Source organism: Mesorhizobium muleiense (genome assembly GCF_900099905.1).
In the GTDB taxonomy this organism is placed as follows: domain Bacteria; phylum Pseudomonadota; class Alphaproteobacteria; order Rhizobiales; family Rhizobiaceae; genus Mesorhizobium; species Mesorhizobium muleiense.
Map to the genome: position 1 here is coordinate 35196 of NZ_FNEE01000009.1, position 16273 is coordinate 51468.

Sequence of the window (16273 nt, forward strand, 5' to 3'; positions counted from 1 at the left end):
CCGCGCAAGATGTTCATGGATCGTCTGTTTGCGAGGAAGCTTTCCGGGGACGAAGGCGAGGCCGTCTTGCTGGCGTCGCCCGCAACACCTAGATTAGGGCCGAAAATCGATCCCTGTGCCGGACGCTTCATTCGCGTCCGGTTGTTGTGAAAGCCCTGACATGACGTCCAAGCACGCACCCGTTCTCATCATCGGCTCCGGTCCCGCCGGCTATACGGCGGCAATCTACGCCGCCCGCGCCATGCTGAAGCCGATGCTGGTCGCCGGGCTGCAGCAGGGCGGCCAGTTGATGATCACCACCGATGTCGAAAACTATCCCGGCTTCGCCGATCCGATTCAGGGTCCGTGGCTGATGGAGCAAATGCTGAAACAGGCCGAGCATGTCGGCACCGACGTCATCAACGACATCATCACCGAGGTCGACCTGAACGTGCGGCCGTTCCGTGCCAAGGGCGATTCCGGCGCAACCTATACCGCCGACGCGCTGATCATCGCCACCGGTGCGCAGGCGAAATGGCTGGGCATCCCGAGCGAACAGACTTTCATGGGCTTCGGCGTATCGGCCTGCGCCACCTGCGACGGCTTCTTCTACCGCGGCAAGGATGTCGCGGTGATCGGCGGCGGCAATTCGGCGGTGGAGGAGGCGCTTTACCTTTCCAACTTGGCCAAGAGCGTGACGGTCATCCACCGACGCAGCGACTTCCGCGCCGAGCGCATCCTGAGCGAGCGGCTGTTCAAGAAGGACAATGTCCGCGTCATCTGGGACACCGTCGTCGACGAGATCACCGGCCAGTCCGGCAAGATGCCGCTGCCGCCGTCGGTGGAAGGACTGAAGCTGCGCAATCTGGTGACCGGCCAGGAGATGCATCTGACGGTCGACGGCGTGTTCGTGGCGATCGGCCATGCGCCGGCGGTCGAGCTGTTCGCCGGCAAGCTGAAGCAGAAGCCGAACGGCTATCTGTGGACGGCGCCGGATTCGACCTGCACCGACGTGCCGGGCGTGTTCGCCGCCGGCGACGTGACCGACGACATCTACCGCCAGGCGGTGACGGCGGCGGGGCTCGGCTGCATGGCCGCGCTCGAGGCGGAAAAGTACCTCGCCGGGATCGAAGTTCACCGCGAAGCGGCGGAGTAAACAAGCGGCCGAGAAAAGCCGCGCAAAAGCCTGATTTTTCATTCAGACGCCAGAAAACAGAACGGGGGCATCATGGCGTTGGACTGGGACAAGCTACGCGTGTTTCACGCTGCGGCGGAAGCTGGGTCGTTCACCCATGCCGCCGAGACACTGCATCTGTCGCAATCGGCGATCTCGCGGCAGGTCAGCGCGCTCGAACATGATGTCGGCGTGCCGCTGTTCAATCGCCATGCCCGCGGCCTGGTGCTGACCGAGCAGGGTGAGATGCTGTTCCGCACGGCGCATGACGTGCTGATGAAGCTGGAGACGATCAAGTCGCGGCTGACCGAGGCCAAGGATCGGCCTTCCGGCGTGCTCAGGGTGACGACCACGGTGGGGCTCGGTGCCGGCTGGCTGACCGAGCGCGTGCAGGAATTCATCGAGCTCTATCCCGAGATCAGCCTGCAGCTGATCCTGGCGAACGAGGAACTCGACCTCACCATGCGCCGGGCGGACTGCGCGATCCGGCTGCGCCAGCCGCAGCAGCCCGATCTCATCCAGCGCCGCCTGTTCACCGTGCATTTCCATCTCTACGCCGCCCCTTCCTACGTCAACAAATATGGCAAGCCGGCGTCGATCGCCGAGCTGAAGAGCCATCGCATCGTCACCTTCGGCGTGCCGGTGCCGGCGCATCTGTCGGAATTGAACTGGCTGGAAACGGTCGGCGATTTCGAAGGCGGGCAAAGGGTGCCGACGCTGCAGATCAACGACATATTGTCGATCAAGCGCGCGGTCCAGGGTGGCGCCGGCATCGCCATGCTGCCCGACTATGTGGTCAGCAAGGACTCAGGGCTGGTGCAGTTGCTGCCGGAGACCGAAGTGCCGTCCTTCGACACCTATTTCGCCTATCCCGATGCGATGAAGAACCAGGCGAAGCTGCATGTCTTCCGCGATTTCATCATCGCCAAGGCCCGAAGCTGGTCGTTCTAAACCTTCTGCAAATCGAGTGCGCTATCATCGCGGACGATCATCCCTTATTGGCCGCCATGGCGTCAGGCGGGGGAGCCAGCCTGGAACGGCATGGCGGTAGGCCTCGTACTCGGCACCATATCGGCGGGCGAGCGTCGGTTCCTCATGGAACTTCACGAACGAGACCATGGCGACGGCGGCGATAGCGGCATAGGCGACGAGAGCCGCGCTCGAAAACAGCAGCGCCTGGCCAAGGATGATCGCCAGCACGGCCACATACATCGGGTTGCGGACATGGCGGTAGATGCCGCCGACAACCAGTCGATCGGTTGGCGCGACCGGAGCGGGCGTGCCTCGGCCTTCGAGAGCAAAATGAGCGAAGGCATGAAGCAGCAATGCCGTTGCAACGACAATCAGGACCCAGCCGACCGGGACCAGGCCGGGCAGGGTCGACCATGGCATGCGATAGCGATCGGTCAACAGCCAAGGCAGCAATCCCGCAACCACACCGGGCGCTGCGATGAAGAACAGCGCGCTGCCGGCGATCGCCTGACGGGTCCTCATCGGGGCTTCCTTGGTCGCGATTCTCGGGCCGATGCATGTCTGCCCCAAAAATAATGGCTGCCGCAAAAATAAACGCGCGCTGCCTGATTCGCCATCATTCGTTGTTTTCTGCGTTCTGGACCGAAAATCGGCGCTGTTTCGCCATTTCGCAATGATTCTTGACTGGCTGCGCACCGCATTTCGCGATTCTTCTGGTCCTACGAGGCCAAGCAACGGCTTAGACCACAGCCTGTGTCATTTTGCATGCGAGTGTTGCAAAATAGATGCTTGTTTCTTGGGCATGATGAGCACATATATGGATCATCTCCTGGGCGCGTTCTCCTCCCATTAGCGCCCTCGAGTGTTCCCCTCTGGAGGTTAGCCTTAACAGGCACTTCCAATCAAACTCAGCCGGATCTTCGTTGATCCGGCTTTTTTGTATCCCGATCCCTGCCGGCGCTGACGCAAAGCCGACCGAAATTGTCATGTAACAGTGACATGTAACCTCAGGTAACATGTCGCAGGCGCGCAGCATCGACTAAGCAGATCATAGGACGCGGTGTGGTTCGTGCGGGAGATGGGGGCATCACTCGGACGATCCGGGCTCAGGCGGCTACCGCGTCCGAACTATTCTTCCGCTGAGGCTGTCAAGCGTTGGCGGCATGTGCGGCGGACCTGCCATTTCGCCTCCCACGAAGACGGTCCGCAAGAGAACGGCGTCCGGATCATGTCCGGACGCCGTTTCCTTGTGTTCTGCAGCCTGACTGTCGCCAAGTTCAAGTGTCAGGCGGCCTTGCCATTGGCGTTCAACGCCTCGTCGGCCAGGCGGCCGGTGAGTTCAGCCATATGGTCGAAGCTGGCACGATAGCTGGCCACGCCCGCGGTGGCCGAACGCAGTTCGATAATCAGATCGCCGATCTCGGCCTGCGGCATGGTCGACTCGACGACATCCCATCCCGGCCAGCCGGGCCGTGCATCATAGCCGAGGATTTGGCCGCGCCGCTGCGGGATCAGGGCGATGATTTTCGATGTCGCGTCGGACGGGGTGACGATTTCCACCTTCATGATCGGTTCAAGCAGCACCGGCGAGCAGGCGGCCATGCCTTCCTTCATCGCCAGCTTTGCCGCCATCTGGAAGGCCATGTCCGACGAATCGACGGAATGATAGGAGCCGTCGGACAGGTTGACGGCGACGTCGACCACAGGAAAGCCGAGCGGGCCCGATTTCAGATAATCGCGCACGCCGGCCTCGACCGACTGGATATAGGTTTTCGGCACGGCGCCGCCGGTGATAGTGTCGGTGAACTGGAAACCGGAGCCGCGCGGCAGCGGCTTGATCTCGATCACCACGTCGCCGAACTGGCCATGGCCGCCCGACTGCTTCTTGTGACGGCCACGCTGCTGCGCCGCTTTGCGGATCGTCTCGCGGTAAGGCACGGCCGGCGGATGGCCTTCGACTGGAATCTGGTTCTTGCCCTCCAGCCGCTCGCGCACGACACGCAGATGCATTTCGCCATGGCCCGACAGCACGGTTTCGGCCGAATCCTGATTGTGGCGCACGCTGAGCGAGGGATCTTCCTCGGCAAGGCGCTGGATGGCCGCCGACATCTTGACCTCGTCCTTGCGTTCCTTCGGTCGCAACGCAAAGGCGAAGACCGGTTGCGGCGGCGTCAGCGTGACCAAGGGGTTGATGCCGCCCTTGACCGAGCTCAAGGTCTGACCGGTCGTGACCTCGTCCATCTTGCCGAGCGCGACGGTGTCGCCGGCCGGGGCCGAGGTGAGCTTGGTCTGGTCCTTGCCGAGCATTCTGTAGATGCCGGAGACCTTTGCCGTCGCGCCGTTCGAAAGGAAGAGCTCGGAGGCGTCGGCAAGCTGGCCGGACAGGATGCGCGAGATCGACAGCTTGCCGCCATGCGCGGTGTGGATGGTCTTCATCACCTGGACCACGGTCGCATTGCCGTCTGGTGCGTCGAGGCGCTTGTGTGTTGCTTCAACATCAGGCGCGTCGTGGCGGATCGTTTTTAGCAGCCGCAGCACACCATTGCCCTTCTCGGCGGTGCCGATCAGCACCGGCGTCACGGCACCATCGCGCAAGTCGGCGGCCAGGTCGTCGAAGATGGCGTCCTTGGGCGGCTCGATTTCGTCGAGCAGCTGCTCCATCAGTTGATCATCATGGTCGGCGAGCGTCTCCAGCATGGAAAAGCGCGCTTCGAGCTCGCGCGCCTTGTCGTCGCTGGGGATCTGGGCGACTTCGCTTTCGGCATATTCGCGATAGATGTAGGCGCGCTCCAGCGCCAGATCGATCGAGCCGATCACCACGCCGTCCTTGCGCAGCGGGATCTGGCGCAGCAGTAAAGGCACCGAGCTCGCCGGCTGCAACATCTTCAGCGTGTCGCGCACGCCTGATATCGCCTTGTCGACCTTGTTGAGGAACATGATGCGCGGCACGCCAAGATCATCGAGCTTGCGCATGATCAGCTGCAAGGCAGGGATCTTCTTCTCGTCGGCTTCGGCGACGACCACGGCGATGTCGCAGGCGGCCAGAACCGGCTCTGCCTCGAAGGAGAATTCGATGGAGCCGGGACAATCGACGAAGGTGAGTTGCTCGCCCATGAAGTCGGTGGTGGCAAACGTCGCCTCAACGCTCATGGCGTGGGCGCGTGCCTCGGGCGAATGATCGGAAACTGTGTTTCCCGAGGAGACCTGATTCTGGCGGGGGATGGCGCCCGTACGGGCCAATATGGCTTCGAGAAGTGTCGTCTTACCGCTTGCAAAGGGACCGACGATGGCAATGCATTTCGGTCCCGTGCGTCGTCCTCCGGCGCGAGTTCCCATGACTGACCTCCACTCAGGCGTTTCCCTGGGAGCGGCGGCCGGCCTGTCGACCGTCGCGGGCGGGGCTTTTTCAGTTTGCCGCCTACCCAAAGGCATCGTCCCACGGGTTAGGCGGGAGGGCAAGTGATTTGAGAATCGGGTGACTTGAGAATCGGGGGATCGCCTGATGTCGCGGATGTTGAGCCATGATCGGCGAAGCGTCGATCGCGGGTCTGGGCTTTCCGTCAATGCCGTGACAGGTCGCCGAACGGCAGCAAAAGCGGTTGCGCCATGATGGTTATCGGATGAAAGTGCCGCTTCCTGCGAGAAAAAGGAGCGGATCGTCGCCGACCGATCCGCCATCAGCTTGAGGACTTTGCGACGATGAAGATCATTGCTTGCGGCAGCGTGCCGACCGTCATTGCGCCGGAAAAGTACTTCACCGGCCGCGTGTGGCAGACGCCGATCATCGAGAAGGAAGCGCCGGCGCGGCTACGCGCCATCATGGTCGGTTTCGAGCCCGGCGCGCGTACCCACTGGCATACGCATCCGCTGGGCCAGACGCTCTATGTCGTGTCAGGCGCCGGCCTGGCGCAAAGCTGGGGCGAGCCGATACAGGCAATCAGGGCCGGCGACGTCATCTCGTTTGCGCCTGACGAAAAGCATTGGCACGGCGCCGGTCCAAAATCGGCGATGGCGCATATCGCCATGCAGGAGGCGCTCGACGGCGTCCATGCCGACTGGCTGGAGACGGTGACCGACGAGCAGTATGGCGGCGTTGATCGGACCTAAAAGCGCGTCGCGTCTGATCATTGGTCGCGTCTGATCATTGTAGGTGATTTCTACTCAGGTTTGGGTTTCATGTCGAACCGTCGCTTGCCTCTTGTTGCCGCCGTCTATCTCGGCACATTCGTCGCACTGCTCGACATCAGCATCGTCAACGTCGCCCTGCCGACGATCCAGATTGCGCTCGGCATCGATTTCGCCGGGCTGCAATGGGTGATCGACGCCTACACGCTTTGCCTGTCGGCCTTCATGCTGTCGGCAGGCCTGATCGGCGACCGCTACGGGCGCAAGCGCTCCTGGCTGGCAGGCATCGGCATCTTCGTGGCTGGTTCTGCCATATGTGCAATCGCGCCCAACCTGCCGGTGCTGCTGGTGGGCCGGGTGGTGCAAGGGATAGCCGGATCGCTGATCATTCCGGGTGCGCTGTCGATTCTGACGCAGGCATTTCCCGACGGTCGCGAGCGTGCCGGCGTTATCGGAGGCTGGGCATCGTTCGCAGCTGTCTCGCTGCTCACCGGCCCGGTCGTCGGCGGCATCCTGGTCGAAACCGCCGGATGGCAGAGCATTTTCCTGATCAACCTGCCGCTCGGCCTGGCCACGATCGCGCTCGGTGCGGCTTCGATCGTAGAGACTTCACACCCCGAGCATGCCCATCTCGACCTTGTCGGCCTGGCGCTCAGCATTCTGTGGCTGGGCGCCTTGACCTTTGGCCTGATATCGGCAGGCGAAAAAGGCTGGGGCGATCGAGAGGCTGTTATCGCCCTTGTCGTCGGCTTCGCCGGCCTAGTGGCATTCCTTGCCTTCGAGGCACGCACACCGCGGCCGATGCTGCCGCTTGGCCTGTTCCGCGACGTTCGCTTCGCCGTCGCCAATGTCGCCTCGTTCGCGCTCGGCCTCACCTCCTACACCAGCGTCTTCCTCTATTCGATGTTCCTGCAGCAGGCACAGGGCTGGTCGCCGACACAGGCCGGCCTGCGCATGGCACCGCTGTTCCTTGTCCAAATGGTCGTGTCGCCGGCGATCGGCAGGCTCAGTCAGCGCTACGGACACTCGGCGCTGATGACATCGGGCTATCTTGCGATCGGTCTTTCCATGCTGGGCATGTGCTGGGTTGGACCCTCGACACCCTATGTGACGATCGGCCTGCTGTTTGCCGTCGGCGGCCTCGGCAATGCGCTGTCCATCCCGACCGGCAGCGCTGCCGCGATGTCGTTTGCGCCGCGCGAGCGTTCGGGCATGGTGTCGGCGGTGATCAACGCAACCCGCCAGGGCGGCACCGCCATCGGCATCGCCCTGCTCGGCGCCTTGATGAGCATGCGGGCAACAGCCCTGCTGACGGCGCATCTTGAAAATGCCGGTGTCGCCAATGCCGGAGCGGTGGCCCGCGCCGCGGTTTCAAGGCACGATTTCGCAGCCGATGCGGCGATGGGCAAGGACGGCCTGCGCGATCTGTTCGCAGCCGCCTATGCCGGGGGCTTCCATGCGGCGATGCTGACGGCCGCCATCGTTTCGTTCGTCACGGCCGGGCTTCTGGCCGCCATTCTGGCGCCGGCCGAGGCTCGTTCGGCGCGCGAAACCAATCAAAGTCGCCAGGGATGAGGCTGGCGCCGACCGCCAAAACCCGATTGCGAGCCGGGTTTTGGTGTTCGAGATGCGCTTGATCAGGTCAGCGAGGCGGTGAAGCGCTGGATGCGGGCGCAGGCCTCTTCGAGCAACGCCTCCGACGTGGCATAGGAGATGCGGAAGTTCGGGCCGAGGCCGAATGCCGAACCGAACACGACCGCCACGCCCTCGGCCTCGAGCAGTTCCGAGCAGAAGGCTTCGTCGCTGTCGATCAGCTTGCCGGCTTTGGTCTTCTTGCCGATCAACTGGGAACAGGACGGATAGACGTAGAAAGCCCCTTCGGGAGACGGACATGTGATGCCGCGCGCCTGATTGAGCATCGACACGACGAGATCGCGCCTCGCCTGGAAAATCGCCTTGTTTTTCGCAATGAAGTCCTGCGGACCGTTCAGCGCCTCGACCGATGCCCACTGGGCAATGGTGCAGGCGCCGGAGGTCTGCTGGCCCTGGATCATGTCCATCGCCTTGATCAGCGCCAGCGGCCCGGCCGCGTAGCCGATGCGCCAGCCTGTCATCGCATAGGCCTTCGACACGCCGTTCATGGTCAGGGTGCGCTCATAAAGCTTCGGCTCGACCTCGGCGATGGTCGTGAAGACGAAATCGCCGTAGATCAGGTGCTCGTACATGTCGTCGGTCAGCACCCAGACATCGGGGTGTTCGAGCAGCACGTCGGCCAGAGCGCGCAACTCAGCCTCGCTGTAGGCGGCGCCCGAAGGGTTCGACGGTGAGTTCATCAACAGCCATTTGGTGCGCGGTGTGATCGCCTTTTGCAACGCCGTCGCCGTCAGCTTGAAGCCGTTGTCGATGGAGGTGTCGGCAAATGCCGGGGTGCCGCCGCAGATCGCTACCATCTCGGGATAGCTGACCCAGTACGGCCTCGGAATGATGACCTCGTCGCCGGGGTTCAGCGTCGCCATGAAGGCATTGAACAGGATCTGCTTGCCGCCGGTGCCGACGATGGTCTGCTCCGGCCGGTAATCGAGATTGTTCTCGCGCTTGAATTTTTGGGCGATTGCCTCGCGCAGCGGCACGATGCCGGAAACTGGAGGATATTTCGTTTCGCCGCGGCGGATGGCCTCGATCGCAGCGTTCTTGATATTGTCCGGCGTGTCGAAGTCCGGTTCGCCGGCACCCAGCCCGATCACGTCACGGCCGGCGTTTTTCAGCTCGCGCGCTTTCTGCGTCACTGCGATGGTCGCGGAAGGCTTTACGCGGGAAAGGGCGTCGGCAAGAAAGGCCATGACGGCGTTGTCTCCTGTAGGCTTGGCGGTGCGTCCGACCGCGGCGTCTCTCATGTCGCATCATCCCGCCAAGCGCAAGCATTGTCGGATGAGCCAGACCTCAAATCCCCCGGCAAATCCGGCAACAATAAATTCACTTACCCGCGGTAAAACCCGGGGTGGCTGGATCACGACCCATTCCACCAGTCTCGCAACGGGAGGAACCGTGTCGCGCAGCATCGGGCTTGCCCATATCGTCCGTCACGACGACGGCACCGCCAGCGGTGTCTGGGGCAATTATACGCTGCAAAGCGCCTTCCAGCCGATTTTTGCCTTCAGCAACGGCAAATTGTCCATCACCGGATTCGAGGGCCTGATCCGGCCGTTCCGCGACGCCGAGCCGCAGACGCCGGTGAGTTTTTTCAACGCCTGTCCGACGGTCGACCGCCTGCATATCGAGGCGCTGACAAGGACGCTGCACCTTTTGAACGCCGGCGCCTGCCTGCCGCAGGAGGCATTCATTTTCATCAACTTCGATCCGTCGGTGTTCACCGATCGCAGCATCGCCGACAGTGCGCTGCGCGACATGCGGCTGGTGCTGCATGAGGCCGGGATCGATGCGAACCGCGTCGTCTGCGAGGTGACCGAGCAAAAGTCGGCGTCGCAGGAAACGCTCTACAATTTCGTCGAGGCGCTCAGGGCCAACGGGTTTCGCATCGCGGTCGACGACTACGGCGCCGAAGAGTCCGACATCAACCGGATCAAGGAGCTCAGGCCTGACATCGTCAAATTCGACGCCAACTGGATCATGCAACTGATGGAGTCCGGCGCCGGTTTCGCGCTGCTGACCGCCATGGTGGCAAGTTTCGAACAGCAAGGCATCCGCACCGTGTTCGAGGGCATCGAGGAGGGCTGGCAGCTTGAACTGGCCGAGAAATCGGGAGCCTCGATGGTGCAGGGATTTGCGCTGGCGCGCCCGGAGCTTGCACCGACCAGCTTTCACGTCTTCGGCAACGAAAGCCAAGTCTTCGGCAAGGAAAGCCAAGTCTTCGGCAAGGAAAGGCAGATGCCGGTGACGGCGCCTGACACCGGCGCGGCGCCTGCGACCGTCTCGCCTTCGCCGCGGCCGAAACGGGCTTTCGGGCGCAAGGTGGTGCCATGACCGGGCGGCCCGACAGGCGGCGCAATGTCGGCGAGGCAATCTTTGCCGACGAAGTCGGGATCGAATATGGCGTCTATGGCGCGTTCCGGCTGAGGAGCGCCTACCAGCCGATCTTTGCGCCGCGCGGCAGGTTTTTGAAGGCCGTCGCCGTCGAAGGCCTGATCGAGCCGCACCGCGCCGGCAGGCCGGTCGCGCCGCGCGTATTCTTCGAGGGCATCCCCGTGGCGGATCGCCTGTTCGTCGAGACGATGTGCCGGGTGCTGCACCTGCGGAATTTCCGCAACATCGGCGTCGGCGGGCTCGACCTGTTCTTCAACTACAATCCGCTGATCAACGATGACCCCGGGCGAGCGCTGGCAGAAATCAGGCTGATGACCAGGCGTCTCGCCGAGTTCGACCTGCACCCCAGCATGCTGGTCTGCGAGATCACCGAACAGGCGGCCGAAGACAAGGTGCTCGTCAGCCTGGCGCGCGAGATGCGGCGTGACGGCATCCGTATCGCCATCGACGATTTCGGCACCGGGCATTCGACGGAAGAGCGGGTCGCCCTTGTCCAGCCCGACATCGTCAAGATCGACGGCACCTGGTTCGCGGAATTCTGCCGCCATGCCGCCGCCGAACGGTTTTTCCGGCCGCTGGTCTCCGCGCTGCATGACCGCGGCGCCAAGGTGCTGGTCGAAGGCATCGAGCAAGCCACGCATCTGCGCGTCGCGCTGGACGGCGGCGTTGACCTGATGCAGGGATTTTACCTTGCCCGGCCGGCGCTGGCCGGCACGGTCTTCGACGAGGAGCCGCTGCCCATCGACAGGCTGCTTGGCATGGCCAACAACGTCGTGCCGTTGTTTGGGTGATCCATCAGCGGCGTCGCTGATGGTTGCGCCAAAACAAATCACTGGAGGAAGCCGTCGCTGCCAGGATAATTGCCGGTAAAGGCGGCTCCGCCGAGGGGAGCGGCGATGGGAGCAAGAATGACCATACTCTATGGAATGATCGACAGCGGCAATTGCTACAAGCCGCGCCTGTTGATGGCCAAGCTCGGCATCGCTTTCACGAATGTCGAGGTCAGCTCGCACACCGGCGACACGCGCAAGCCGGACTATGTCGCCAAGAACCCGAACGCCATGGTGCCGCTGCTCGAGCTCGACGACGGCCGGCGGCTTGCCGAATCCAACGCCATTCTGCTCTATCTCGCCGAAGGCACGCGGTTGCTGCCGGCCGACAAATACGAACGGGCACTGGCCTATCAATGGCTGTTCTTCGAGCAGTACAGCCACGAACCCTATATCGCGGTGCGCAAGGCGCTGCTGACCTTTCCCGAACGGGCCAAGGACGCGACGCCGGAACGGCTGGCGCTGACGCTTGAGCGCGGCAACAAGGCGCTCGGCGTGATGAACAAGCATCTGGCGGGCAGTGCGTTCTTTGCCGGCGAGGCCTTGAGCGTCGCCGACATCGCGCTCTATGCCTATACGCATACGGCCGAGATGGGCGGTTTTCAGCTCGACGCCTACCCGGCGGTGGCGGCCTGGCTGAAACGGGTCGAGACTGATCCTGGGCATGTGCCGATGGAGTGGCTGGGGTAGTTCTGTCCTTACGGCTACTTCAGGAGGCGGTCATATTCGGAGTGGGTGCCGATCCAAAACCAGACAAGTCATCGTGGTCACGGACAGCTACGGCGCGGTAGTTGAGATCAACCCGCGCCGACCAATAGCGTCCGACCTGTTTGAAATGCAGCGACGGGTGAAACGGGTCAGAACGCAGCTTGGCGAAACGTTTGTCCGCCTTTGCTCTGATCGATGAGGGCAGTTTTGCATAAGCCTCCCAGAATAAGGGAGTGGCGACATGATTCACAAAGACCGGGTCCGGCCGGCGCGATGGTCGGCCAAGGCCTGCTCGGCAAGTTTATCCAGCCTGCCAGCCTTGGCGTCGGCTTCGATCTGCCGATCCCACATCTCCGCTTTCAGTGCCTCGAACCAGGCGGCAAATGCCTTCAGTTCCTCAGGGCTCAGTTCGGCGACGGATTTCTCAATCTGTTCAAGCTTGCTCATCGCCTAAAAATACCATGATTGGCACAATAAGGCCAAGGTAGCTGCTTCATCCGGAAATCCGGACAGCAAAAAGGCGGGACAAAATCCCGCCTTCCCATGCTTGGTAGCCTGATCGGGAGCGCTTTGGCCGGGCCGGCAGCAATCTGCTGCTTCGGCTTGTCGGGTTCTTTCCGCTCCGGCGCGCTTCTCGCGCGACCGTCAGTACATCCGTGACTTGCCGCGCGCCCCGAGCTATCGCCTGGCGCGCGCCATTCGCAAAATCAGGCTGCCTTGCTCAGAGATCCAGCGGACGACTTGCCAGTGCGGCGGTCCTGCTCGATCTCGAAGTTGATCTTCTGGCCTTCGACCAGGGTCGACAGTCCAGCGCGCTCGACTGCGGAGATGTGGACGAAAACGTCCGCGCCGCCGCTGTCAGGCTGGATGAAGCCGAAACCCTTGGTGGAATTAAACCACTTGACCGTACCTGTTGCCATTTCGATAGTCCTTATACGTTTGCTTTAGCTTGACTGAACCGAAGTCCAGCCGGTTTGTATCGAGATTTTGGGGATAGACGTCAGCAAACGCGAATATCGCGAGGCCCGGATCGATCGGCCGAAATATCAATGGACCTCATATAGTCCGCTTCTCCGCAAAAAACAAGACTGCACGAAAAAAGGCGCTGATGCGGCGCTGCCCAATGGCCGCCCCAATCGCGTGAAAGCGTTGAACGTCGGGCGTTGCGCCGGGTCGCATGGCCTATGGCGCACGCTGCGGGGAAGGATCGTGCCGCCTCCGAGCGTCCGGTCCTGTTTGGGGAGAGGACCATGAAAACTGTCCTGTTTGCCACCTGCCTGACGCTGGTCGCCGCCGAGGCGCAGGCGATCTCGCGCTATGACCCGAGCCGAATGAGCTGCGGCACGGTGCGCGCGACGATCGCACGCGAAGGCGCCGTCATCCTGCGTTATCAGTCGACGCGCACGCCGGGGCTGCCGCTCTACGACCGTTATGTGCGGAGCCAACGTTTCTGCAGCATGGGCGAGGTCAGGGCACGCGCTTCGGTGCCGAGCGCCGATACCAACTCCTGCATCGTCTACAAGTGCAAGCGCGTGGAAACAGACCGGCATTTCCGCCGGCGCATCTTTCCGGACTAGCAATGTCGGCCTCAAAATCCAAAAGAGACCTGCGCCGGCGGCGGCGGACCGACGCGCACGCCTTCCATCGTCAGCATCTTCTCTTTGGTGGTCGAGCCGCCCGGCGCTGAAAAACCGCCGATCTTGCCGCCGGCGGCAAGAATGCGGTGGCAAGGGATGACCAGCGGCACCGGGTTGGCGCCGAGCGCGGCGCCCGTCTCTCGCGCCAGCCCGGCATGGCCGGCGCGCCTGGCCAGTTCGCCATAGGTGGTGGTCTCGCCATAGGCGAGCTTGCGCGCCGCGTCGTAGATTGAGAGGCGGAAATCGTCGACACCGGTGAGATCGACCGGCACACCGGAGAAATCCACGTCCTCGCCGGCGGCATAGGCCTTTATCGACGCGATCAGCTCGGCAACCCATTGCGGTCGGGCGCTCGAAGCGGCGTTGCCGGCATGGCGCAGCAACCGCCGTTCCACGGCGTCGCGGCTGCGCTGGGGCAGGCAAAGCCTCGTCAGCCCGGCCTCGCTCCAGGCGATGCCGATGAAGCCGATCACGGTTTCGAAGACGGCGTGGCCGGCGATGGCTTGAGAGGTGTCTTCCATGATGTGCTCCTTTCCCTGGGAACGAACGGCAATCCAGTACATATCGAGAACGAGATATCGCATTCTCAGGGGTCTGTTGCCACCCGAAAACCATTGGAAATCCCAACTGGCTGCGGATTGCCGGGGGAAAGCCGCTGGTGTAAGGACTTCTTAACAGACGAACCGGACCCGAGCGCGGCTTGCCAGCAAAAATCATCTTTTCCGCGATCGGCGTGATGCTCGCTGCGGCCGGTCTCAGCGGCTGCACTTCGACCGCGCAGACCAAGGCCGTGCCTTCCCTGACTGAAACCGCCGCAGCTGGTAGCGACGCCGGCTATGCGCTGGCGCTGCCCGACACGGTTTCGGTGCTGCCGGAATCGTCCGGCGTCACGCCTGTCCAGACCGCGGCGCTGGCCGTCGACCCCGCCGCGACGCCTGTCCAGCCAGCGGCCTTTGCCGGCCCGACCCCGTTGGCCGCAACTGCACCTTCAGTCATGACGGCCGATGCCGCGCCAGCCGGCACAGCGCCTGTCTATGCGACCGCCGCCGTTGCGATGCCGGTCACCGGCGAGACAGGCAAGACGATGCCAGGCGTCCAGCAGGTCGCCTACACCCTGCCTGAGAATCCGTCCGCCCTGCTTTCGACCAGCCCTGCCAAACAGTATTCCGCGGGACCGCGCGGCGAGATCGAGCGGCTGATCGAGAAATATGCCGTCCTCTATCAGGTTCCGGTCGATCTGGTGCGCCGCGTCGTCAAGCGCGAGAGCACCTTCAATCCCAAGGCCTACAATCGCGGCCACTGGGGGCTGATGCAGATCAAGCATGCGACGGCGCGCGGCATGGGCTATGACGGGCCGGCGAGCGGGTTGTTCGACGCCGAGACCAATCTGAAATATGCGGTGAAATATCTGCGTGGCGCCTGGCTGGTGGCCGGCGGCAACGCCAAGCGCGCCGACCGGCTCTACCAGAGCGGCTATTATTACGATGCCAAGCGCAAGGGCATGCTGGAACAAACCGGCCTGGGCCGCGACCGCAGTCGGCGTCGCCTGCAGCCCGACGCCTGAACGCCATGCCTGAGCCGCGCCCGCCGGCGCCGAACGACATAAGGCTGCGCAAGATCCTCGACGATACGCTCGCCCCGCCGCGCTGGCCGGAAGGTTTCGTCATGCGCGGTTTTGAGGCCGCCGACGCGCTGGCTTTGCATACGCTGCTGACCACCGTCTTCGACGATGGCGCCGACGGGCCGTTCGACGAATGGTGGCCGCGCATTTCAAGCGACGCGGAATTCGACCCTGCCTTGTGTTTCCTGGTCATCGACAGCAAGGGTCGGCTGGCAGGCGCGGCATTGTGCTGGACGAGGGCGTTCGTCAAAGACCTTGCCGTCCACCCCGAGGCGCGCGGCCGAGGCATCGCCGAAGCGCTGATGTGGCACGTCTTCACCACCTTTCACGCACGAAGCGCTGCGCATGTCGATCTCAAAACCAACACGGTTGAGAATGCAGCCGCGGTCAGGCTCTACGAGCGGCTGGGGATGTTCGAAGTTGACTGGGCGGGGTGAGGAGCGGTTGGCGGAGCCGATCAGCGAGCATGGTGCGGAAACGAAGTGTCCACCAAGGCGGCAGGCTGCATCTTGCCGGCAACCGTTCGGGCGTTAAGCTGCGATCCTGCGGCTTTCGTGCCGCGGGCGGGGTCTCGACCGAAACCGGAGAAACACGATGCGGCTTTTACTTTTCAAAACCGGTCTGGCCAAAACCGGTCTGGCCAAAACGGGTCTGGTGATCCTCGCCCTTCCGCTTCTTGCGGGCGTCGCGCGCGCCGACGATTGCGCCAACGCACAGGACCAGGCTTCCATGAACGAATGCGCCGGCAAGTCGTTCACCGAAGCCGACAAGAAGCTCAACCACGCCTACAGGCAGATCGAAGGCCGGCTGAAGGACGACGCGGCGACGAAGAAGCTGCTGGTCGGCGCGCAGCGCGCCTGGGTCGCCTTTCGCGATGCCGAATGCGCTTTCCAGGGCGGCTCGCCCGATATGACAGGCAGCATGTATCCGATGGTTATCGTCGGCTGCAAGGAGAGCCTCACCAACGACCGGCTGAAGGATTTTCAGGGCTATCTCAACTGCCAGGAGGGCGACACGAGCTGCCCGGTGCCGCCGCAGTAGCCTCTGTCGCTGGCGAAGGCGGAGCCGTTAAGGCCTTATCGCCGGGCCAGGCGTGCAAAATGTCGGAACCCTGCCTCGCCATGCGTCCTTGAGAGGCAAGGTGCGCTGCCGCATAGGGCGCGCACCGCCAAAAGCACGGCAGATG

General features: G+C 63.0%; 17 protein-coding genes and 1 pseudogene. 11 read left to right on the forward strand and 7 right to left on the reverse strand.

The features are described 5' to 3' along the window. Nucleotides 1-160: 160 nt before the first annotated feature. Nucleotides 161-1135 carry a thioredoxin-disulfide reductase gene (gene trxB / locus BLT09_RS17150; protein ID WP_027151125.1) on the forward strand — a complete coding sequence of 325 codons (975 nt, stop codon included), beginning with the start codon at nt 161-163 and terminating at the stop codon, nt 1133-1135. A gap of 72 nt (nt 1136-1207) precedes the next feature. Then, complete coding sequence (locus BLT09_RS17155) at nt 1208-2104, forward strand: LysR family transcriptional regulator (protein WP_023799796.1); 897 nt, start codon at nt 1208-1210, stop codon at nt 2102-2104. A 24-nt stretch (nt 2105-2128) separates the two neighbouring features. Here BLT09_RS17155 and BLT09_RS17160 read toward each other — a convergent pair whose 3' ends face one another. Both BLT09_RS17160 and BLT09_RS17165 read right to left on the reverse strand, forming a co-directional pair. Beyond that, nucleotides 2129-2647, reverse strand: a complete 519-nt coding sequence (locus BLT09_RS17160; protein ID WP_091595295.1) for a methyltransferase family protein — start codon at nt 2645-2647, stop codon at nt 2129-2131. Nucleotides 2648-3409: 762 nt separating this feature from the next. After that, nucleotides 3410-5461 (reverse strand): elongation factor G, encoded by a 2052-nt coding sequence (locus tag BLT09_RS17165; RefSeq protein ID WP_091595002.1) that lies wholly within the window; start codon nt 5459-5461, stop codon nt 3410-3412. Nucleotides 5462-5824: 363 nt separating this feature from the next. Between BLT09_RS17165 and BLT09_RS17170 the strand changes: the two genes are divergently transcribed. Together BLT09_RS17170 and BLT09_RS17175 are read left to right on the forward strand one after the other, a co-directional pair. After that, the gene (locus BLT09_RS17170; RefSeq protein WP_091595004.1) at nt 5825-6232 is read left to right on the forward strand and encodes a (R)-mandelonitrile lyase; all 408 of its coding nucleotides are present in this window, start codon (nt 5825-5827) and stop codon (nt 6230-6232) included. A 69-nt stretch (nt 6233-6301) separates the two neighbouring features. Further along, nucleotides 6302-7825: a DHA2 family efflux MFS transporter permease subunit gene (locus BLT09_RS17175; protein ID WP_091595006.1), complete on the forward strand. Its 1524-nt coding sequence runs from the start codon at nt 6302-6304 to the stop codon at nt 7823-7825. Between the two features lie 62 nt (nt 7826-7887). Here the strand turns inward: BLT09_RS17175 and BLT09_RS17180 are convergent, their stop codons facing one another. Further along, complete coding sequence (locus BLT09_RS17180; protein ID WP_091595297.1) at nt 7888-9090, reverse strand: pyridoxal phosphate-dependent aminotransferase; 1203 nt, start codon at nt 9088-9090, stop codon at nt 7888-7890. Between the two features lie 205 nt (nt 9091-9295). On the opposite strand from BLT09_RS17180, the gene BLT09_RS17185 reads away from it, so the two are divergent. The 3 genes from BLT09_RS17185 (at nt 9296) to BLT09_RS17195 (ending at nt 11811) form a co-directional block, all read left to right on the forward strand. After that, a complete protein-coding gene (locus tag BLT09_RS17185) occupies nt 9296-10231 on the forward strand; it encodes an EAL domain-containing protein (RefSeq protein ID WP_091595008.1) in 936 nt (311 codons plus the stop codon). Continuing rightward, entirely contained in the window at nt 10228-11082 is an 855-nt protein-coding gene (locus tag BLT09_RS17190; protein WP_091595010.1) for an EAL domain-containing protein, read from the forward strand. Before BLT09_RS17185 ends, BLT09_RS17190 begins: the two co-directional genes overlap by 4 nt. 117 nt (nt 11083-11199) lie before the next feature. Continuing rightward, nucleotides 11200-11811, forward strand: coding sequence for a glutathione S-transferase family protein (locus tag BLT09_RS17195; protein WP_091595299.1), 612 nt, complete (start codon nt 11200-11202; stop codon nt 11809-11811). Between the two features lie 14 nt (nt 11812-11825). Here the strand turns inward: BLT09_RS17195 and BLT09_RS17200 are convergent. The 3 genes and pseudogenes from BLT09_RS17200 to BLT09_RS17210 form a co-directional block, all read right to left on the reverse strand. After that, nucleotides 11826-12079, reverse strand: a pseudogene (locus BLT09_RS17200) (type II toxin-antitoxin system RelE family toxin). Then, complete coding sequence (locus tag BLT09_RS17205) at nt 12076-12276, reverse strand: hypothetical protein (RefSeq protein WP_023799785.1); 201 nt, start codon at nt 12274-12276, stop codon at nt 12076-12078. Before BLT09_RS17205 ends, BLT09_RS17200 begins: the two are co-directional and overlap by 4 nt. A 260-nt stretch (nt 12277-12536) precedes the next feature. Beyond that, entirely contained in the window at nt 12537-12749 is a 213-nt protein-coding gene (locus tag BLT09_RS17210) for a cold-shock protein (protein ID WP_023678332.1), read from the reverse strand. A gap of 330 nt (nt 12750-13079) precedes the next feature. Here BLT09_RS17210 and BLT09_RS17215 point away from each other — a divergent pair, with 330 nt between their 5' ends. Further along, nucleotides 13080-13406, forward strand: coding sequence for a hypothetical protein (locus BLT09_RS17215; protein ID WP_091595301.1), 327 nt, complete (start codon nt 13080-13082; stop codon nt 13404-13406). An 11-nt stretch (nt 13407-13417) separates the two neighbouring features. Here the strand turns inward: BLT09_RS17215 and BLT09_RS17220 are convergent, their stop codons facing one another. Continuing rightward, entirely contained in the window at nt 13418-13987 is a 570-nt protein-coding gene (locus tag BLT09_RS17220) for a methylated-DNA--[protein]-cysteine S-methyltransferase (RefSeq protein WP_091595303.1), read from the reverse strand. A 179-nt stretch (nt 13988-14166) separates the two neighbouring features. On the opposite strand from BLT09_RS17220, the gene BLT09_RS17225 reads away from it, so the two are divergent. From BLT09_RS17225 to BLT09_RS17235, 3 genes are all read left to right on the forward strand, one after another. Then, nucleotides 14167-15030, forward strand: coding sequence for a lytic transglycosylase domain-containing protein (locus tag BLT09_RS17225; protein WP_091595012.1), 864 nt, complete (start codon nt 14167-14169; stop codon nt 15028-15030). Nucleotides 15031-15035: 5 nt separating this feature from the next. Further along, on the forward strand, nt 15036-15524 hold the full coding sequence (locus BLT09_RS17230; protein WP_091595014.1) for a GNAT family N-acetyltransferase: 489 nt from the start codon (nt 15036-15038) through the stop codon (nt 15522-15524). Nucleotides 15525-15681: 157 nt separating this feature from the next. Further along, nucleotides 15682-16128: a lysozyme inhibitor LprI family protein gene (locus BLT09_RS17235; RefSeq protein ID WP_091595016.1), complete on the forward strand. Its 447-nt coding sequence runs from the start codon at nt 15682-15684 to the stop codon at nt 16126-16128. Nucleotides 16129-16273: the final 145 nt, after the last annotated feature.